The 21021-nt window shown below is 37.3% G+C and carries 12 protein-coding genes; 10 read left to right on the top strand and 2 right to left on the bottom strand.

What is annotated here, in order from left to right:
- The first annotated feature begins 32 nt into the window (after positions 1–32).
- The gene (locus tag ABMY35_RS09315) at positions 33–1433 is read left to right on the top strand and encodes a hypothetical protein (protein WP_349285954.1); all 1401 of its coding nucleotides are present in this window, start codon (positions 33–35) and stop codon (positions 1431–1433) included.
- Between the two features lie 149 nt (positions 1434–1582).
- Positions 1583–2236 carry an inovirus Gp2 family protein gene (locus ABMY35_RS09320; RefSeq protein ID WP_349285955.1) on the top strand — a complete coding sequence of 218 codons (654 nt, stop codon included), beginning with the start codon at positions 1583–1585 and terminating at the stop codon, positions 2234–2236.
- Positions 2237–2309: 73 nt separating this feature from the next.
- On the opposite strand, the gene ABMY35_RS09325 is transcribed toward ABMY35_RS09320, so the two are convergent.
- Positions 2310–2732, bottom strand: coding sequence for a hypothetical protein (locus ABMY35_RS09325; protein ID WP_349285956.1), 423 nt, complete (start codon positions 2730–2732; stop codon positions 2310–2312).
- A 9-nt stretch (positions 2733–2741) separates the two neighbouring features.
- Positions 2742–3215 carry a DNA repair protein RadC gene (gene radC, locus ABMY35_RS09330; RefSeq protein ID WP_138480420.1) on the bottom strand — a complete coding sequence of 158 codons (474 nt, stop codon included), beginning with the start codon at positions 3213–3215 and terminating at the stop codon, positions 2742–2744.
- Positions 3216–3330: 115 nt separating this feature from the next.
- Here radC and ABMY35_RS09335 point away from each other — a divergent pair, with 115 nt between their 5' ends.
- The 8 genes from ABMY35_RS09335 (at position 3331) to ABMY35_RS09370 (ending at position 21017) form a co-directional block, all read left to right on the top strand.
- Complete coding sequence (locus ABMY35_RS09335) at positions 3331–3522, top strand: AlpA family transcriptional regulator (RefSeq protein ID WP_349285957.1); 192 nt, start codon at positions 3331–3333, stop codon at positions 3520–3522.
- Positions 3523–3789: 267 nt separating this feature from the next.
- Positions 3790–9228 carry a DUF4011 domain-containing anti-phage protein Hhe gene (gene hhe / locus ABMY35_RS09340; RefSeq protein WP_349285958.1) on the top strand — a complete coding sequence of 1813 codons (5439 nt, stop codon included), beginning with the start codon at positions 3790–3792 and terminating at the stop codon, positions 9226–9228.
- 365 nt (positions 9229–9593) lie between these two features.
- Positions 9594–11072: a class I SAM-dependent DNA methyltransferase gene (locus tag ABMY35_RS09345; protein WP_349285959.1), complete on the top strand. Its 1479-nt coding sequence runs from the start codon at positions 9594–9596 to the stop codon at positions 11070–11072.
- Positions 11072–13225, top strand: a complete 2154-nt coding sequence (locus tag ABMY35_RS09350; protein WP_349285960.1) for a DUF262 domain-containing HNH endonuclease family protein — start codon at positions 11072–11074, stop codon at positions 13223–13225. Before ABMY35_RS09345 ends, ABMY35_RS09350 begins: the two co-directional genes overlap by 1 nt.
- Complete coding sequence (locus tag ABMY35_RS09355; protein ID WP_349285961.1) at positions 13222–14682, top strand: class I SAM-dependent DNA methyltransferase; 1461 nt, start codon at positions 13222–13224, stop codon at positions 14680–14682. Before ABMY35_RS09350 ends, ABMY35_RS09355 begins: the two co-directional genes overlap by 4 nt.
- A gap of 1 nt (position 14683) precedes the next feature.
- Positions 14684–15955, top strand: coding sequence for a restriction endonuclease subunit S (locus tag ABMY35_RS09360; RefSeq protein WP_349285962.1), 1272 nt, complete (start codon positions 14684–14686; stop codon positions 15953–15955).
- A gap of 2 nt (positions 15956–15957) precedes the next feature.
- Complete coding sequence (locus ABMY35_RS09365; RefSeq protein ID WP_349285963.1) at positions 15958–18927, top strand: HsdR family type I site-specific deoxyribonuclease; 2970 nt, start codon at positions 15958–15960, stop codon at positions 18925–18927.
- Positions 18927–21017 (top strand): N-6 DNA methylase, encoded by a 2091-nt coding sequence (locus ABMY35_RS09370; RefSeq protein ID WP_349285964.1) that lies wholly within the window; start codon positions 18927–18929, stop codon positions 21015–21017. Before ABMY35_RS09365 ends, ABMY35_RS09370 begins: the two co-directional genes overlap by 1 nt.
- Positions 21018–21021: the final 4 nt, after the last annotated feature.

Consider the following 21021-nt stretch of genomic DNA (forward strand, 5'->3'; position numbering starts at 1 on the left):
GATGCTCTCATGTCACTAAGGAAATTGTAAACATGGAAGGCATCTCATCAATTATTTTTGACCAAAAATATGCACTTAATCATTATGAAAAGTTACTTCTATTTATTTTTTTAGTCGAAATTAGAACTGATAGGGTCACAGCAGATAATTTAAAAGAACAAGGTTACCCTTCAGGCAAGCTAGGTAAATCAATTACTAAGTTGGTTAAACTAGGATTTGTTGAGCGTATAACTGATAGAAGATTTAATTATCGTTTGAGTGATGAATATTCAGAGGTAGGCAAAGGTTTTGAAGCGAACAATAAGTGTCGTGAAATTATTTTCACAGCTCATAAGAGTAAGGGTTCTAGTAAAAACTACAGAACAGCCACTAAATTAGTACTTATTTATTTTTTATTAAAGCAGCAAAAATATATTTCTATTTCAGCGGCTGAGTTAGCGAAAGAGATTAACGTTTCATTAGTAAACACGAAAACTGCAATAAAGAACTTAATCAATGAAGGTTTTCTTCATTGCTTAGTGCATGGTCGAACATTTAAAACAAACGAAGTTTTTTTTGAAGACAAAAAAATTGACTGTCGAGACTTGTTTGAACTCAAACAAACAAGTACTTATTATTTCTCTTCTAGCAATAAGTGCGAAGTTTTAGAGCTGCCACTTGCAAGTACCGGCTTTTCTAGAAAAAAGAAATATGTAACTGCTAGACTCATTAAAATTATAAAGGCTCACAAGTCTTCAAGGTGTGAAAGGTCCAACTTCGAAGATTTTGTTATGCAACAGTATTTATCTCTGAATGAAGAGTCACAGACTGATTTTGAAGAGCTACATAGGCTCTTAAAGAGAGCTGATGAAGTTGAGGATTACAATTTTTGGTCATTTTTAGAGGAAATAGCGTTGTATGTTGCAGGAAGAGCTCTAACAGCAAATGATGCGAGTACTTCAAAGATTGACGAGTTTTTATCTGAAATAAATATTTTTTCTGAGGGTGATGGCGAGTCAGATAATGAGAAAAAAACTGAGACTTTAGATGAGAAGCAATCTGAAACAATGAAGATTAAGAATCAACTTTATTCTTTATTTGAGTTAATCGGACGATTCTTTATCTTGCTTTATAAAGACTACCTAAAGGAACTTGAAAAGATTCAACTTAATAACACGAAAGTAAAAGGTGGCAATGAGCAATCAATACCAAGACAAGGAGATTTTATTTTAGCAGGTATTGAGGAATCAATGAGTAGAGTAAATCCAAATGGGGTGTTAATTTATTATCGTAATTATGAGGACGGACTCGTTTATGAAGGCTTCTTTATAAATGTAAAATACTACAAAGAACCAAAGCAACTTCAGAGTAATCACCAATCTTCCAACCTCAAAGAAAAATGGAAAGTTAGTAACGTGTTACGCGTTCGCCCTAGGTCAGGTTTAAGCCTCTAGTTGTCGGTATGGTAATATATACATATATATAGTTATCATTATCAAGCATGTAGTGAACATACTAAAAGTGTTCACTTTGATAATTAGTTAGCAATAAAAAAATATTGATTAGAGCAGTGTTATGACTTAAACAATTAGGAGCAGTCATAATGTCAACAGCTAATCAAACAACACTTAAAGTTACCCATCTTAATAGTTTCTTGAATAAGCCGACCTTGGGCAATCAAAACAACCCTTTAGTAGTTTCTCACCTCGAGAGTATCAACAGCACAATCAATAAGGCTATAAAAGAGCATACCCGAACTTTGGCTGTTCGGGTTGACTTAAGATTACCAACTAACTTTATCGAAGATAACAATGATGTAATGAAGCGTTTTAGTGCTTCATTGCTTGCTAAGGTAAAACATTGGGAAAAAAAGAAGACTGAATTAGGAATTCGCATACATAGCAGTAATGTAAGAATTGTATGGGCTAGAGAGCAAGATAGTGCACAGCTTCATCATTACCATGTTTTATTACTGTTTAATAAAGATACATACTTTACATTAGGTCGTTATGATTTAAGCCACGATAATTTGTACAGCAGAATTGTGACAGCGTGGGCGAGTGCTTTAAAAGTGTTTGCTGTTGACATTCAAACACTGGTACATTTTCCTAATAACCCGACCTATTTTATTAATGCAAACTGTACTCAGTTTACTGAGCAATTTAATGCATTGTTTCATCGCGTTTCTTACTTTGCCAAAGTGAGGACTAAGCAATTTGGTGAAGGGCATCGCACATTTGGGTGCAGCCAAAAATAAGAACGCTTTTATTAAATAATGTATATCTGAAAAAAAATAGAAAGAGATAGCAGGGGTTAAGCCCCTGCATTTTTTACCACTCGAAGTTTACTTCAACTTTATAAACACCAGTTGAGTATCGATACGCCAAGGCAATAAGTTCTATTTGATTAAGCGAGCTTGATGTCTGTTCATCTTGCCAACCAAATTGAGGTACACAGCGTTTATCAAGCCCGATCAACATATTTGCTAATTTGAACCAAGGATACATTTGTCCTGCTTCTTCTAGGTCCAGAATGTAGACCAATTGAAAACCATTGGCAGTAAGTTCAAATCTAAGCTCAATAGCGGGGCTGGTGGCTGCTTCTTCATGATTGGCATCTGCTACATTAAATCGAATCGAAAAAGCCTTATAGCCTCGTTTACTTGGCTTATTCTTAGTCACTTCAGTAGAGATAAGCTCAATCAGCGAATTGGGTATAGCTAAGTTAGGAAGTTCTTGTAATCGTAAAGTCATAAGTCCTCCCTAAAGTAAACCATGCTCAGCAAATGAATAACATTGCTCACCCACCACAATGTGGTCCAGAACAGATACATCAATCAAAGCCAATGCTTGCTTGAGCCTATTTGTAATTAATTTATCAGCCTCTGATGGCTCGCAAATACCCGAAGGGTGGTTATGTGAAATCACCACAGAAGCCGCATTAAACTTCAGTACAGTTTTAACAACTTCCCTAGGGTAAACGGTCGCGCCATTAATGGTGCCTCTGAACATCTCCACCAGCTCAATAATGCGATTTTGCGAGTCGAGCAAAAACATCATAAATACTTCGTGCTCCACCAGCGCTAATTTAAAGCGTAAAAACTCAGCGCAGTCAGCAGGGCAACTAAGAATGCCTTGACGCATATTCTTTTGAGCAATCACATAAGCTGCAGCTTCAAGTATCTGCTCATCAGTTACGCATTCAGTAAATTCATATTTGGGTTTTGTTACTTGCATAAGGGTCTCCGGATGTTTGTATGCAAGTGAATGATGTATATGTGAAATAGATTGGTTTGGGATAAAAAATTATGACTCCCCGAGATGGTATGTACTAACCCATCAGGAGAATAAAATGAGACTAATTAAATTATCAGAAGTACTAAACATCACAGGTTTAAGCAGGGCAACTGTGTATAGATTCATGGCAAAAGATGAATTTCCTAAAAGCGTTTCATTAGGCGCAAATTCTGTTGCTTGGGTTGAAGGTGAGGTTGAAGATTGGATTTTAGCAAAGGTGGCGGCTAGAGATGATACAGCGCTGTAATGTGCTGTAATTTCTGCATGCGTATAAAGTATGTAATATTGCAAGTTTATGTACTGCTTATAAAAAAGTACTAATTAATGTTTTATTGATCTGGATTTTATCTACTAAAAAGCTATGTAGTTAGAATCTTTGATGCTTGCTTGTCTTCTAAAGACAGAACGGAAATAAAGAGGTGTTTCATCTCATCCAAGCAGAGCTTTAAATACATAAATTTAAGTGTTTCTTAAACCCTCTAATCGAAATTCAATCTAGGTAAGATAAAACCTTATGGAAAGTTCAGTTAGCAATATCAACGATAATTTTGCATTTGACTCATTACAATCAATCAGAAATCGGTTACTCGATTTAACTGGTAGAAATCGATTGCTTAACTTTAGACATGGAAGTACCGGCTTTATTAGGGTTATTGATGAAATGCCTGACCAGTTAGCGGAAAATATTTTAGAGGGCAGTCCATTCACCTTTATACCCATCGAAGAACCAAAGGTAGACGAATTGGTTAGGCATGGTTACATCTCTTTTGACGAACAAGATCGAGAGCAGAGGATAAAGCCAAGCCCTAATGCTAAAGAGTGGGCAAAACTAAAGGGCTTTAACACGAATTTCGAGCTGCCATTAACTGAGCGTTCAAAGCAGGCGAAGCATAACGATAAAAACATACAGTCAATACTTTATCCTCGAGAGTTAGAGGCTCAACTTAGGAATATTCGAACTAAAGCTAATACAGCTATAGAAGAAACCGGCGCAAACATTCTGTATTTGGCTTTTGGTTTTTTAGAATGGTACGAAGACGAAAACTCAAGCGTTCCAAGATTAGCGCCGCTTTATTTAATTCCAGTCAGAATTGAAAGGGCTAGCTTGAATAAAGAACTTGGAACATATACTTACACCATTGAATATACTGGTGAAGACATCATCCCTAATTTGTCTCTACGCGAAAAGTTGAGGCATGATTTTCATCTAGAACTTCCGGAGTTGAATGAAGATACGCTTCCTGAACACTATTTAAGTGAGGTCGAGAAACTGCTTTTAAGACATAAACAAGCGTGGAAAGTTAAGCGCTTTTCTACGTTGGCTATGTTCGACTTCGGTAAGTTATTAATGTATCTGGACTTAGATCCTGCACGTTGGCCGCAGGATAAAACAAATATTCAGAGTCATCCAATACTCCAGCAGTTCTTTGCAAAGCAGGGCAGTGATGAAAAAGGGTCTGGGAGTTCATTTTTCAGCGAAGAATACTTGATAGACTCACTTGAAGAAATACATGAAAAATATCCTTTGATTGATGATGCTGACAGCTCTCAACATAGTGCTCTGGTTGATGCTATAAAGGGAAAAAACCTAGTTATTGAAGGCCCTCCAGGTTCGGGAAAGTCTCAAACAATTACAAATTTAATTGCGGCGGCTATGTCTCAAGGCAAAAAAGTACTCTTTGTTGCTGAGAAGATGGCTGCGCTTCAGGTAGTACAATCAAGGTTGGCCAGAGCTGGCTTAGGTGATTTTTGCTTAGAGCTGCACAGTAGCAAGACTCAAAAGAAACAAGTTTATGAGAATCTAGCCAAAAGGCTCAATAATCAAAATGTTTACCGCTATCCAGACTCGATAGATATTGATATCGAGATGTATGAGGAAAAAAAAGCGCTATTGAGTGAATATGCAGAGCTTATTAATAGCTCTTGGAAAAACACAGGTAAATCAATTCACCAAATTTTCTCTGCAGCCACGCGCTATAGAGAAGAGTTCACAAAACTAGATGTAGAATCTGTAAAACCAAAATATATAAATGGTGATAATTTCGATGAAATTTCGGCTAGAAGGATCATTGATGAACTAACAAAATATGTTTCTGTTTTTCAAGAGGTAAAAGCTCAGTTAGGTGCCGAGGCTGATATAAGCCAGCATCCTTGGGCTGGTGTATACAACAAATCAATTCAACTATTTGACTGCGATGATATTGCGCGATTGCTATCTGAGTGGAACAGCAAAATAGAGTCTTTAATCGACACTCTTCAGCCACTAAACCAAAGATTTGGAACTGAATTAGAGCTTAATCTTGATGACTTAGCGCTTCTAATCAAAGACAAAAGCGCTTTGCCAGAATTAACAGGCGAAGAATACTTAAGCTCACTAAAGTACATAACTGAAGCTGAAGCGAGCGCGCTTACAGAGTACTTAGAACTTTACCTTGAAAGTAAAAAACTCTACGAAATAGTCTCTGCTTCTTTTGAAAGCGAAGTTTTTGAATCTGACTATGCGTATAGCAATCTAAACAACGCACACATAATCTTAAAAGAATGTTGTAAGAATAACGATATTCTAATTTCAGACATATTTAAGCATTTGCAGTCAGCAACTGAGCTAAGTGAACTAAGTAATTCAATAGCTGATGATATTAAGCTGCTTGTGTCGAATGATCCAAGTTTAAAAGGGCTATTAACACTGTCGGTAAGTGGTCTTAATGAAGCCCGGACTTACTTAGCGCATATTAGCGCTTTAGGCACAGGCCTAATATCAAGAAGGGACAAACTATTTGACAATGACTTGTTAGAACATGACCTAACGTCGCTCAATGAGCTACTACCTAAAATAAAAGCTCGGCATGAAAGGCTAGAAAATTATTTTGAATTGGCACAGCTTCCTACAGTGAGTGAGCTCATTGAAATCGAACGCATATTAAAAAGTGCAGGCTTTTTTTGTTGGCTTAGTAGTGAATGGAGAGCCGCAAAAACTAAACTAATCAGTTTTGCAAAAGGACTAAAACCTAACTTTAAAAAGCTTGCTCCATTAGTGCCTGAGCTTGTTATCTACAGAAAGCAGTTAGATAAGTTATTAAATAATCCTGATTATCAGGCCAATCTAAAGCATGAATTCAGAGGCTTAGATACATCGGTAGAAGAGCTTATCCAGATCAGAGAATGGTACAAGTCTGTTAGAGCATCTTATGGTATAGGTTTCGGTAAAAAGGTTGCTTTAGCCAATTCCCTATTTTCCATTGAAGCTGATATTTTCAAAGGGATTGAACACTTAGGATCTTCAAAGTTAATTGAAAAATTAACTAGGTTTTTCGACGTTTATGAAAACCTAGGTCTAATTTTTGATGATAAAGTCTTCAAAGATAAAGAACATGACTTCGCAACCAATAATGGCATTCATCTTTTTGCTGCAAATCTAGAAACAGCCACTAAAAATGTGCAAAAGCATATTAAAGACGATGGGTCTTTGTGTCAGCTTACAAGTGCAATTGAACAGCTTACCTTCTTCAAAAAGCAAGAATCATTGTTGGCTGAAAAAACAATAACAAAAGAGTTGTTTGGGGATAATGTTTATTTATCTACAAGTGCAGATTCAGAAGCAACATATAGCAAAATTCAAGCTACTTTAAACTTAAGTCAAAAGATTAACTTACTTGATTCTGATTTACTGAAAGAATACCTGATTAACGATCTAACAGCAGACAAACTTGCCGCTACCCTTCAGGACCTTGAACATGCCGACAACGCTTTTAAAGCATATAAAAAAGCGTACCTTGTATTTCGTGAAAAAGTAGAGTTAGACGATTCGTTATGGCTCAAAAATATTGACGACTCATTAATTGAAATTCAGCAACGTAACAATACAGCTATAAGCCAGCCTAAATGGCTCAGTACATGGATTGACTTCATTCGCGTTAGAGAGTCACTCTGCGATAAGGGGTTAGATAACCTATTACTTAGTGCTGAAAGAGGCATGTTAGCGCTAAGTAATATTGAACAAGTTTACCTTTATGCAATTTACGATATTCTCTCAAGAGAAATCATAAATGAAAACCAGAAGCTCGCGTATTTTTCTGGCGCCGATCAAAATGCAGTAAGAAAACAATTTCAAGAATATGACAACAAGCTTAAATCTCTTCAACAAGAGAAAATAGCGTTCGAAGTAGCACACAGAGGGATCACGCAAACGCTCGCAGGCAACGCCAGTGGTAAGGTTTCGACCTTTACTGAAATGGGCCTTATCATGAACGAAGTTAATAAAAAGACGCGTCATGTGCCAATCAGGCAATTGGTTAATCGCGCTGGTAAGTCACTGGCTGCGCTAAAACCTTGTTTTATGATGGGGCCGCACTCAGTTGCTCAGTACTTAACACCTGGTCAAATTGAGTTTGACTTGATTGTAATGGATGAGGCTTCCCAAATTAAGCCTGAAGATGCCTTAGGTACAATCGCAAGGGGTAAGCAATTGGTTGTGGTGGGCGACCCTAAACAGTTACCTCCAACAAGCTTCTTTGATAAAGCTGTAGATAATGAAGACGAAGACACAACCGCTATTGAGCAGTCAGAAAGTATATTAGATGTATCTTTACCTATGTTTAATGCAAGAAGGTTAAGATGGCATTATCGTTCAAGGCACGAAAGTTTAATTGCTTTCTCCAATCAAGAGTTTTATGACAATAACCTAATTGTGTTTCCTTCGCCTTCAAATAAAAGTGACGAATTCGGCGTCAAATTTACTTACGTCAGAAATGGTCGATTTGTAAATCAGCATAATATAGAAGAAGCAAGAACAGTTGCTGAAGCGGTAAGAGCACATTTACTGAATCACTCAACTGAGTCTTTAGGCGTTGTAGCAATGAGTTCAAAGCAAAGAGAGCAGATTGAACGTTGCGTCGAAGAATTATCAAAAGAAGATGCATTATTCAGAAACAAGCTAGCAGAAAATGCAAACAACGAAGAGCCTCTATTCATAAAAAACCTTGAAAATGTTCAAGGTGATGAAAGAGACGTAATATACATTTCGTGCACTTATGGCCCTCAAGAAGCAGGCGCAGCTCATATGCCTCAGCGTTTTGGTCCAATCAACTCGGCAGCTGGTGGACGTCGTTTAAATGTACTATTCACCCGCTCAAAGAAAAGAATGCACATATTTAGCTCAATGACTGAGGGGCATATTAATGTGTCAGAAACGTCAAATACCGGTGTTATCGCGTTAAAGAGCTTTTTGAGTTTTGCTCAAACAGGAAAGTTACAACAACAAATTCATACAGGCAAAGAACCTGATAGTGATTTTGAGATTGCAGTAATGAACGCACTTAAGCTTGAAGGGTTTACTTGTGTACCACAAGTGGGTGTAGCGGGTTATTTTATTGATTTAGCTGTACAAGACCCAGGCCAGCCAGGAAGGTTTATCATGGGGGTTGAGTGTGATGGAGCAACATACCACTCTGCTAAATCTGCCCGAGACAGAGATAGATTACGTCAATCAGTGCTAGAGAGCTTAGGTTGGAATATTAAGCGAATATGGTCAACTGATTGGTTTAAAAACCCAGAAGCTCAGCTAAAGCCAATCATAGAGCAGTTGCACCAACTGAAAACAAGCCCTGCTGAACATGCTGAAGTTGAATCGGAAGTAAGTGAAATCACTAAAGCAACAGAGCATGAAGAAAGCGCTTTCAATGAGTTACATCAGGTTATAGATGTAAACGATAGCTTAGAAGCAAAGCTAACAAAATTGCAAAATACAGTTTTAAAAAGCAATGAAGTTGCACCTTCTCAAAGTCTATTCAGGCCAGCAATGGTTGCAGCTTTATGCGAATACAGACCGATTTCTAAAAGTGAATTTTTAGAGTTTATACCTGAATATCTTCGTTCAGGCACATCCAAAAAGCATGGCTGTTATTTAGATCAAGTTCTTAGGGTGATAGCAGGGGAAGAGGAAGATTTAACTTAAATCGTTTTAATTAGAACATCGAACATTTATAATCAAATAAGATTAAAAGCCAAGGAATTTCAATGGTAAATACTGCCTTAGCAGCTTTAGCTCTGTAATAACTTTATGAAGTTAGACGTCTAATAGACAATTAGTGTCTGATTTACATTAAAATTTGATGCTTCTATATACGAAATTTCCATTTTTAAAAAGCATGATATTTCGAAAGGTAATTCATTGTAACTCAATGTTTTACAATGAACTTATGGTATTGTTACGCCTAGATTAAGATGTCTTTAAAACTGTTTCAAACAAGCTAAGAATCTATCTGGTTTTGAAGACTTAGAGCTGAAACTAAAGTTTTCTACGACATAATAGTAAAAATAATGAAAGAAAAATTAACACTCTCTCAATTAGAGCAATACTTATCAAAAGCAGCCTGGATATTAAAAGGTCCAGTTGACGCTTCTGATTTCAAAGTATACATATTCCCACTGCTTTTCTTTAAGCGTATTTCCGATGTATACGATGAAGAATTTCGCATTGCACTAGAAGAATCAGACGGTGATGAAGAGTACGCAGCATTACCAGAATTTCACCGTTTTGAAATCCCTAATGGCTGCCATTGGAAAGACGTCCGTGAAACCACGACAAATGTAGGAACTGCGATTGAAAATGCTCTTCGTGCTATCGAACAAGCTAACCAAGAATACTTATACGGTATTTTTGGTGATGCCCAGTGGAGCAACAAAAATAAGCTTTCTGATGAATTGCTGATTAACCTTATTGAACACTTTTCTCAGTACACACTAGGCAACCAAAATGTTGACCCAGATATGCTGGGTAATGCATACGAATACCTAATTAAACACTTCGCTGATTTAACCAATAAGAAGGCAGGTGAATTCTATACGCCTCGCTCAGTGGTACATCTTCTTGGTTTAATCCTAGACCCGCATGAAGGTGAAACTATCTACGATCCTGCCTGTGGTACAGGCGGTATGTTGCTTGAGTGTGTTGATCATCTTAAAGACAATAAAGAAGATTATCGAACGCTAAAACTCTTTGGACAAGAGAAGAACCTAACATCAAGTTCAATTGCTCGTATGAACATGTTCTTACACGGCATCGAAGACTTTAAAATATTGCGTGGCGATACCTTACGTCACCCTAGCTTCTTTGAAGCAGATGGCCTTAAAACCTTTGATTGTGTCATTGCCAACCCACCATTCTCGCTAAAGGATTGGGGCGCTGATACATGGGCCAATGACCCATATGGGCGCAATATTGCTGGAGTACCGCCAAAAGGTAACGGTGATATGGCTTGGGTGCAGCACATGGTTAAATCTATGAATAGTACTGGCCGTATGACTGTTGTATTGCCACATGGTGCATTATTCAGAAAAGCTGCCGAAGGTAAAATTCGTAAACAATTACTAGAAAGCGATTTATTAGAAGCAGTAATCGGCTTAGGACCAAATGTATTCTATGGCACACAGTTAGCGGCTTGTGTCATGGTCTTTAAACAAAATAAACCAACTGATAAGAAAGGCAAAGTATTGTTTATTGATGCCTCTGATCAAATTCGAGTTGGCAGAGCTCAAAACTTCCTAGAGCCAAATCATGTTCAACAAATTTACGATTGGTATCACGGCTATCAAGATGTTGAGAACTACGTAAAAGTCGCATCAATAGATGAGCTAAAAGAAAATGACTTTAACCTTAATATTCCACTTTATGTAGAAAAGATCATTGAAGACAACTTACCGTCTGTTGAAGAGGCTATGGCTGATCTAAAACAAGCATGGCAAGCAAGCCTTGAAGCTGAAGAAAAGTTTAAAGATGTATTAGCGAGGTTCTTGTAATGAAAGAACTTCAATCTTTAGAAGATGTATTTAACAAAAAACTGTTTAGAATTCCTGATTACCAACGTGGTTATGCTTGGGGTAAAAAGCAACTAGTAGAGTTTTGGGAAGATTTAATAAGCTTGGATGAACGCCGCTCTCATTACACCGGTGTTTTATCAATTAAAGAAGTTCCTGAAGAAACAAGTGCAACTTGGAATGATGAGTTATGGTTACTAAAACGTTTTACACCATACTTTATTGTTGATGGTCAACAGAGGCTTACAACGGTATCTATATTCCTACAGTGTTTAGTTGAAGCAGTGAAATCTCATCCAGATAATAAAGGAATCTCGGATGATGACATTTTCCTGGGAGATGACACGTTAAGTGAGGTGATTAAAAACTATATTGTTGTCACTGAGCCAAAACATCGGATTACTAAAGCATATAAGTTTGGCTATGAAGCCAATAACCCATCATTTGAGTTTCTGAGATATCGAATATTTAATGAAGAGAGCCCAGGCACACTCACCGAAACCTTCTACACACTTAATTTAGAAAATGCGAAGGTCTTCTTTAATGAGAATATTGCAGAATTTGTCAAAAGCCATGGGATTGATGCTTTGTCTGGAATATACGAAAAGCTGACTCAAAAGTTTCTATTTAACCTATATGAAATAGATGACAACTTTGATGTTTTCGTTGCATTTGAAACGATGAACAACCGTGGTAAGAAGTTATCCGATTTGGAGCTTTTAAAGAATCGTCTCATTTATTTAACCACGTTGTATACACCAGAAGAAGTTAAGGAAGACGTTAAAGAAACCATCAGAAAGAAAATAAACGATACCTGGGGTGAAATATACAATCAGCTTGGTAGAAACAAAAAAGCCCCATTGAATGATGATGATTTTCTTAGAGCGCATTGGGTCATGTATTTCAAATATAGTCGTGTGAAAGGCAATGACTATATTCGCTTCCTGCTAGACGGTTACTTCTCACCTAAAAGCGTATTTGAAAAACTAGAAGTAACTACCAATCAAATTAATAACGTTGAAGAGTTAGTAGAAGAAATCGATTCAGATGATGACGATTCATTTGAAGAGTTTGAAAATGAGTCTACACATAAAGCCAAACTCACAATAAAAGATATCAGTGATTATGTTGATAGTTTGAAATCAGCAGCAAAATACTGGTATGCGGCTTTCTTTCCAAGCTCATCAGATGAACTTACCTCAGAAGAAAAAATAATGATGGATAAAATTAACCGAGTAAAAATTGGTTATTTTCGTCCTTTGATTATGGCGTTATTTTTGCGGACGCAAAAAGGAGCTCCTGAGAGAATCAAACTACTAAATGCCATAGAGCGGTTTATTTTTATAGCATTTAGGTTATGTAGAGCACAGTCCAATTATCGCAGCAGTTCTTACTACCGGTTAGCAAGAACACTTTATACCTCTGGCAACGTTAAAGACACATTACTTCAAATTCACAATGAAATAGAGCAAGACCTCGCGTGGACTATTGAAGAAGATGGCTCATTCAAAACTAGCCATTTCGAAACTTTCATTAACAAGAAATTTGGTCCCAATGGTGAAGGCTTTTACGCGTGGAATGACTTGCGCTATTTCTTGTTTGAATATGAAGAAGAATTAAAGAAATCCAGAGGAGTTTCAAAGTTTGATTGGAAAAACTTTATCGCACATGAAAAAGATAAAGTTTCTATCGAACATATCTACCCACAGACACCAAAGAGTGACTATTGGTTGACACGATTTGAACACTGCACTGACGAACAAAAGAGGTATCTAAAAGGTTCGTTGGGGAACTTGCTACCACTTTCACTAAGCGTAAATATCAAACTTCAGAATGATGATTTTCCTGACAAGAAAAATACGAGAAGAGATGAAAAAGGTAGCTTAATTCGCAGTGGATATAATAACGGATCATATTCCGAGCTAGAAGTTGCCGAGTTAGGTAAAGATGACGAATGGACACCTGAGAGAATCAAAGAAAGAGGTTTAACTTTGCTGAAGTTTATGGAAACCCGTTGGCAATTGGATATGGGAAGCAGTTCTAAAAAGTTAGCGTTGCTACATTTATCATTTATGGATGATTCTATTACCAGTGGTTCTGAAGAAGTCGCTCTAGAAGGGGTAGCTGAGGCATGATGACTCAACAAGAATTAGAAAAATACCTTTGGGGCGCTGCAACTACTCTACGTGGCACTATCGATGCGGGTGATTACAAGCAGTATATATTCCCGTTAATGTTCTTTAAACGCATCTCTGATGTATATGATGAAGAATTTGATAACGCTTTAGCGGAAAGTGATGGAGATTTAGAATATGCAGCATTTGCAGAAAACCATCACTTTCAAATCCCGGATGGAGCGCATTGGCAAGATGTTCGTGAGGTGACAACCAACGTAGGTTTGGCACTACAAAACGCTATGCGTGCTATTGAAAAAGCTAACCCAGATACTTTAGATGGTATTTTTGGTGATGCTAGTTGGACTAATAAAGACCGACTTTCTGATGCAATGCTTACCAACCTTATCGAGCATTACTCGCAGCATAAATTGAACCTTAAAAATGTGCCTGATGATAAGTTAGGTAATGCTTACGAGTACCTAATTAAAGAATTTGCTGATGATAGCGGTCATACCGCAGCAGAGTTTTACACTAACCGTACAGTAGTAAAACTGATGACGATGATCATGGACCCACAACCAGGTGAGTCTGTATATGACCCAACTTGTGGCTCTGGTGGTTTATTACTTAACTGTGCCTTGCACTTAAAAGAAGAAGGCAAAGAATACCGAACACTTAAGTTATATGGCCAAGAGATTAACTTGTTAACCTCCGCCATAGCTCGTATGAACATGTTTATGCATGGCATTGAAGAGTTTGATATTGTCCGTGGCAATACCTTGTCTAATCCAGGCTTGTTAGAAAATGATGAGCTTAAAAAGTTTAACGTTATCTTAGCTAACCCTCCTTATTCTATTAAATCATGGGATCGTGGTGCATTTGAAAATGACCCTTATGGTCGTAACCTTTGGGGCACGCCGCCTCAAGGTTGTGCCGATTATGCGTTTCAACAACATATTCACAAGAGCTTGGATCTAGATAACGGACGTTTTGCCATACTTTGGCCTCATGGCATTTTGTTTAGAGACGCTGAAGCCGCAATGCGTAGAAAAATGATTGAATCGGACCAAATTGAAGCAGTAATCGGGGTAGGAGCTAATTTATTCTATAACTCTCCAATGGAAGCCATGATTTTAGTTGGTAATACGAATAAACCTGCTGAGCGTAAAGGCAAAGTTTTATTTATTAATGGTAAGGACGATGTAATCGATAATAAAGGACTAGCTTACTTAACTACCGAACACATCAATAAGTTATATCAAGCCTATAAGGATTTTACTGATATTCCACATTATTCAACTGTTGCTACTAACGATGAGATTCTAGCTTTAGATGGCAATATGAACATTAATTTCTTCGTCAAAAAAGATAACTCAGATAGCGATATATGTTTCTCAACGGCGTTATCCGATTGGGAAAAAGCTGGTAACAATTTAAAAGTATCGATGAATAAGTTATTTGAGGCAGCTGAATAATATGAGTGATTTTTTAGAGAAAGCAGTTGCGGAATTGAAATTAGACAGAAGTGATTGGCAGCTAGTGAGGTTTGGTGATGTTGCCATACAACAAAAACAAACTGTAGATCGTGAGAATACAGAATTAACTCGCTATGTAAAAGGCGAGCACATGTATTCTGAAGATATTCATCTACGTGAATGGGGTGAATTGAAAGATGAATATCTCGGGCCTGCGTTTATCCGTAAATTTGAGGAAGGTGATATTCTTTACGGTTCTCGCCGTACCTATTTACGCAAGGTTGTTGTAGCGCCATTTGAGGGAATTACATCTAATACAACGTTTGTAATTAAAGCTAATGAGGAGAAAATTGATAAGCGATTACTGCCTTTTATTATGCTTTCAGAAGGCTTTACTCAACATTCAATTAAAAACTCTAAGGGCTCAGTAAATCCATATGTTAATTGGAAAGATCTTTCTGGCTACGAATTCCTACTACCTCCAATATGCAAGCAAAGTGAAGTTGTAGAACTTTTATGTGAGCAAGATAAATTATTGCAAAAGGGGCTTTTGTTAAAATTAAATGCGAATGTTTATTTTACTGTTCAAAGAAATAACAACGTTATTATGGGCTTACGTGGTGGAACAGAATTTTGTCCGAAGCTTAAAGTTGAAAAATCGAAAGGTTGGAAAACATATACTATCGCAGATTTACTTGAGGAAGGCTTTTTAACAGAAATACAAGACGGTAATCATGGAGAGATTCACCCCAAATCTTCAGATTATGTTCCAAATGGAATTCCATTTGTTATGGCAAACAGTCTAAAAAATGGAAGTTTAGATTTGGAAAATAGCAAAAAACTTGATAAGGGGCTAACGGATAAACTAAGAATTGGCTTTGCTCATCCAGGTGATGTGTTACTTAGTCACAAAGGAACTATTGGTGAAGTAGCTGTTGTACCTGATGAATTAAACTATCCATACTTAATGCTGACTCCACAGGTTACATATTATCGAGTGAACAATGCAAAGTTGTCGAGTCAGTACTTGTATCATGTATTTACTTCAAATTATTTCCAAGCACAGCTATCAGCAGTTTCATCCCAATCTACAAGGTCATACATTGGTATTACAGCACAAAAGAAGTTAAAAATCGTTATTCCAGATGATAAATCAGCTCAAGATGAAATAGTAGAATCTCTTCTTTTGTCAAAAGAGAACTTAAGCAATACTGAAACCAATATTTCAGCCTTGAAACTATTACAAAAATCATTAATTAATCAGGTGTTTTAGGTATGGGATTTACCGAATTAAATAGTGTGGAACACTACATCATCCATCAACTAAGTGGCGTTAATTTGAACGCTAACCAAGTATCAGAGCCACAACCAACTTTTGGTGTTAAATGGCAATTCCAATCACCAGAACAATTAGGTCGTGGTGTAAATGAGGTATTGGTTGAATCTCAACTGGTTAAGGCATTAATTCGTCTTAACCCAGAGATTGAAGCTAACCCCAACTTGGCGGATGAAGTAATACATAAACTCCGTGCTATTTTAATTTCGGTAAACCAAGTAGGTTTAGTTAAAGCCAACGAAGAGTTTTTTGCCTGGATGACAGGCGAAAAGACCATGCCGTTTGGTGAAAACAATCGTCATGTACCGGTTAAGCTAATTGATTTTGAAGACTTAACTCGAAACGATTATGTGGTAACTAATCAGTTTCGTATTCACCATAGAGAAACTAAAATACCTGATGTGGTATTGATGATTAACGGTATTCCTGTAGTCGTTGGCGAAGCCAAAACGCCAATTAGGCCCTCAGTGAGTTGGTTAGACGGTGCGCATGAAATTCATCAAATTTACGAAAATGCTGTTCCGCAATTGTTTGTGCCTAACGTATTGTCTTTTGCCACAGAGGGTAAGGAATTGTTTTATGGTGCGATTCGCTGCCCGCTAGAGTTTTGGGCTCCGTGGCGTGTAGAAGAGAATGATAGCCAAATATCAAAAGCGTTAGGGTTAGCTGAAATTGGTAAAGAGCTTACTGACTTGCTTAGCCCAGCTCGTTTGCTCGATATTATGCGTAACTTCACTTTGTTTACCACGAACAAGAAAAAACAGCGCATTAAGGTTATCCCTCGTTTTCAGCAATTTGAAGGGGCGAATAAAATCGTTCAACGTGTTATTGAAGGCAAAATTAAAAAAGGCCTGATATGGCATTTTCAGGGCTCGGGTAAATCACTACTTATGGTGTTTGCAGCGCAAAAGCTAAGGCGAGCACCAGAGCTTAAAAGCCCAACTGTAATCGTATTAGTTGATAGAACTGATCTAGACACCCAAATAAGCGGAACCTTTAATGCGGCTGATGTGGCCAATGTAGAAAGCACAGAAAGCATTAAAGAGCTGCAACAAATGTTGGAGCGTGATACTCGCAAGATCATTATTTCAATGATCCACAAGTTCCGAGACGCTAAACCTAATATGAATGTTCGAGAAAACATTATTCTATTGGTGGATGAGGCTCACCGCACGCAAGAGGGGGATTTAGGCCGACAAATGCGTGCAGCATTGCCTAACGCATTCCTATTCGGTTTAACTGGGACGCCAGTTAACAAGGCAGATAAAAATACCTTTTGGGCGTTTGGCTCTGAGGAAGATAAAGGTGGCTATATGTCACGTTATACCTTCCATGACTCAATTCGAGATGAAGCAACATTACCCCTGCATTTTGAGCCACGATTAGTTGATGTGCATGTAGATAAAGACGCTCTTGATAAAGCTTTTGAAGAGTTTAAAGAAAGCGCTGCGCTAACTGATGAAGAAGCCGATGAGCTAAATAAAAAGTCAGCAAAAATGTCAGCGTTTTTGAAATCGCCTGAGCGAGTTGAAAAAATCGTAAAAGACATTGCTAAACACTTTAAAGCTAAAGTAGCGCCTCATGGTTTTAAATGCATGATAGTCACACCAGATCGTCATGCTTGTGTGCAGTACAAAGAAGAGTTAGATAAGTACTTTCCTGAGGAAGCCAGTAAAGTTGTTATCTCAACCACTGCCAATGATAAATTTGAGTTTAAGCAAAAGTGGGCGGTAGATAAAAGTCAGCAAGAAAAGATTGTTGATGAGTATAATGATGCGACATCAGATCTTAAGTTTATCATTGTAACAGCCAAGCTGTTAACAGGCTTTGATGCCCCGATTTGTCAAACCATGTACTTAGACAAGTCGTTAAAGGACCATACATTACTTCAGGCAATATGTCGTACAAACCGTTTATACCCGCAAAAAACATTTGGCTGTATTGTTGATTATTTTGGTGTGTTTGATGATGCCGCTAAAGCACTAGAGTTTGACGAGCAAAGTGTTAAGCAGGTTATTACTAACCTTGGTGATTTACGCTCTCGATTGCCACAAGCAATGGCTGATGCGTTAAGGCACTTTGAAGAAGGGGTAGATAGAACTCTTGATGGCTTTGAGGGTTTAGAAGCAGCACAGAACGCTATTAATACCGACGAAAAGAAAGATGCCTTTGCCAAAGACTTTAAGTACCTCGCTAAGCTATGGGAGTCTTTATCGCCAGACAGTATTTTAGACCCGTATAATCAAGACTACAAATGGCTTGCTCAAGTATTTGAGTCTGTAAAACCAGCTTCTGACAATATAGGAAAAATGCTGTGGTTGGCACTTGGTGCGCAAACCACACAATTAATCCACGAGAACATTCACGTTGGTGAAGTACACACCCTAGAAGAGTTTGTGTTAGATGCTGACGTTATTGAAAATATCTTTAACAACCCTGATCCTAAGAAAATTAAACAGCTCGAAAAAGACCTAATCAAACGCTTTGTTAAACATGGTGGAAACGCTAATTTTAAAAAGCTAAGCGAACGGTTAGAAGAGCTACGTGATAAAGCTGAGAAAGGCTTAATCACCTCAATCGAATTTGTAAAAGAGCTCTGCGCCATTGCCAAAGACACGGTTAAAGCTGAAAAAGAGTTAGAACAAAAACTTCAAGAAAAGTCACCCAAAGCAGCACTGACAGAACTGTTTTTAGAGCTTAAGACTGATGAAACCCCAGCCGTTGTAGAGCGCATAGTGACTGATATTGATGCAATCGTAAGGGTAGTCAACTTCCCTGGCTGGCAAAACACAGTAGGTGGTGAACGAGAAGTTCAAAAGTCACTTCGCAAGGCTCTTCTAAAATACAAATTACATAAAGACCAAGTGCTGTTTGATAGAGCGTATGGTTACATCAAGGAATATTATTAATGACTTCAAACTCTTTTCATGAAGGAAAAATTCTAGCATCTAAAGTAATTAAATATTTGGAAAGCCTTGGTTACTCTTCAGAGTCACTAGTTTTAGAGTATAAAGTAAATGCAAGTAGTTATGTCGATATAGCAATTTTCGAAGACGGTAAGCTAATAGGCATTGTTGAAATTAAGAGTGCAGCTTTATTATCCCTCAAGAATACTGAGGAATTACCTTATAACCGCATTGTGAGAAGAACGCAGGGTTTATCTGATTTAAACAAGTGTAAGTTTTTTATCATTTCTAATGGAGTGGAACATGTTTGGATGCAAACAAGTTCAACAGGAAGAGCTATAAAAATTAAGGAGATTCCAGCCAATAAAAGCTCTAAAAATTCAGCTCGTGATGAAAAATATGTTCATGCAGTATTATGGAGAGCTTTAGATTATCTTAAGGGGAATTCTTTAAGTAATGACTATTTATTGGATTTTTCTATTGCTTTGAATGAAATTTTACGTATTTCTAATCTCGGAAATATGTATGAAACACAACTGCCTGAAGATATTAGCGAGTCAATTTCAAAAAACTATTCGTTCATTCGTAGTCAGGAACTTAATGGCATTTACAATTGTTTGGAGATTCTATCTGATATCAAGGAGCTTATGCCTAAGTATGCAGCCTCAGTGCTATCGTTCGTTGATGAGTTATTGATTAAAAATAATAGGGAGATTTTTGTACCTCAATGGTTATCAAATTTAATGTATGATCTATCTGTCTCTCATCCCAATAGCAAGGTTGTCAATTTATTTGCAAGATATGGTTCATTCCTGTCATCTGCAAGCTCTCATAACCCTGCTAAGTTAAATTTGTATACTTCAAACGAACATTTACTAATCTGGTGTAAATTACGAGCTAAATTGTTGGGTTTAAGTGATTCAAACATACATTACTCATCAGGACTCCAGCTAGGCCAGTTTCCTGAAGAGTCATATGTTGATACCGTTATCATGGCGCCACCTTTTAACGTACACATAAATAATTCGAATATAGGAAAGGAAGGAAATAAGAAAAGATTAGACAGTACTTTCTGTTACATTAAGGAAAGCATAAAACTTCTTTCTCCTGACGGATTAGTTGCAGTTGTAGTCCCTGACGGATTCTTGTTTAATGAATCTTCTAAATACCTTAGAGCAGAACTGGAAAAATGTTGTTCAGTCGAAGCAATTATTAGTCTGCCAAATGAGACTTTTAGACCATATGCCAATGTAGCATCAAGTATACTGTTGTTAAGAAATGCTATTCATAGTTCGGCAGATAGAGTAGTTTTCTTTGGGGTTATTCCAAGCAATACTAAAGATACTCAAAAAAAAGAAATCTTAGCCGATTTGAGGAATAATTACTCTGCTTTCAAAGATAGAGAGTACTTCAACGAAGACTCCAATTTCTTCATTGAGAAAAAGTTAGAGCCTAATAATTGGCATCATTCTAAGTACCATTATCTCAAGTTTTCTGAGCTTGAATCGAAAGTTTCTAATCAGTTTAATTTAATACCACTTAAGGAGTTAAGCAAAGGAATTTATAGAGGTGCTAGCTTTGTAAAAGATGATGATGGCGAAATACCATATGTGAGCCAAGCCAATGTGAGGGAAATGTCACTAAATTTAGACGATCTTTTATACACCAGTCAAAACAAAATCAAAGCTAAATTTAGGCGGCTAGAACTAAATGACATTTTAGTTAATGCGATATCCAATTATCGAGGCAGTGCTGCAATTGTCGATGATCTCGATTTTGTTGGCTTAGGTGCTAACCGCCACGTGATTATTATTCAGCCTGATATTAATTTAATAAACCCTTATTACTTAGCAGTAATAATTAATAGTGAACTTGTACGCAAGCAGTTATTTGACCCGGCGATAGGCTCAGTGATCCAATCTTTTACATTAAATAGCCTTGAGGATTTACTTATTCCAGTGCCAAGCGGTGAACTTCAGAATGAGATCGCAACAAGTTACAAATCAAAAAAGTTTGAGTTGCAACAGGCTCTAAATAGAGCAAGAGAAATTGAAGTTGATATGAAAGACTTAGTCAGCAATCTGGGGAAGTGAACAA

It is taken from the genome of Pseudoalteromonas sp. BZB3, from assembly GCF_040104455.1.
In the GTDB taxonomy this organism is placed as follows: domain Bacteria; phylum Pseudomonadota; class Gammaproteobacteria; order Enterobacterales; family Alteromonadaceae; genus Pseudoalteromonas.

Bases quoted from the DNA above. Each gene is read 5' to 3' on its own strand.
- hhe (WP_349285958.1), top strand. From the start codon at position 3,790: ATGGAAAGTTCAGTTAGCAATATCAACGATAATTTTGCATTTGACTCA.
- radC (WP_138480420.1), bottom strand. From the start codon at position 3,215: ATGCAAGTAACAAAACCCAAATATGAATTTACTGAATGCGTAACTGAT.
- ABMY35_RS09360 (WP_349285962.1), top strand. From the start codon at position 14,684: ATGAGTGATTTTTTAGAGAAAGCAGTTGCGGAATTGAAATTAGACAGA.
- ABMY35_RS09315 (WP_349285954.1), top strand. From the start codon at position 33: ATGGAAGGCATCTCATCAATTATTTTTGACCAAAAATATGCACTTAAT.
- ABMY35_RS09365 (WP_349285963.1), top strand. From the start codon at position 15,958: ATGGGATTTACCGAATTAAATAGTGTGGAACACTACATCATCCATCAA.
- ABMY35_RS09355 (WP_349285961.1), top strand. From the start codon at position 13,222: ATGATGACTCAACAAGAATTAGAAAAATACCTTTGGGGCGCTGCAACT.
- ABMY35_RS09370 (WP_349285964.1), top strand. From the start codon at position 18,927: ATGACTTCAAACTCTTTTCATGAAGGAAAAATTCTAGCATCTAAAGTA.
- ABMY35_RS09320 (WP_349285955.1), top strand. From the start codon at position 1,583: ATGTCAACAGCTAATCAAACAACACTTAAAGTTACCCATCTTAATAGT.
- ABMY35_RS09335 (WP_349285957.1), top strand. From the start codon at position 3,331: ATGAGACTAATTAAATTATCAGAAGTACTAAACATCACAGGTTTAAGC.
- ABMY35_RS09325 (WP_349285956.1), bottom strand. From the start codon at position 2,732: ATGACTTTACGATTACAAGAACTTCCTAACTTAGCTATACCCAATTCG.
- ABMY35_RS09350 (WP_349285960.1), top strand. From the start codon at position 11,072: ATGAAAGAACTTCAATCTTTAGAAGATGTATTTAACAAAAAACTGTTT.
- ABMY35_RS09345 (WP_349285959.1), top strand. From the start codon at position 9,594: ATGAAAGAAAAATTAACACTCTCTCAATTAGAGCAATACTTATCAAAA.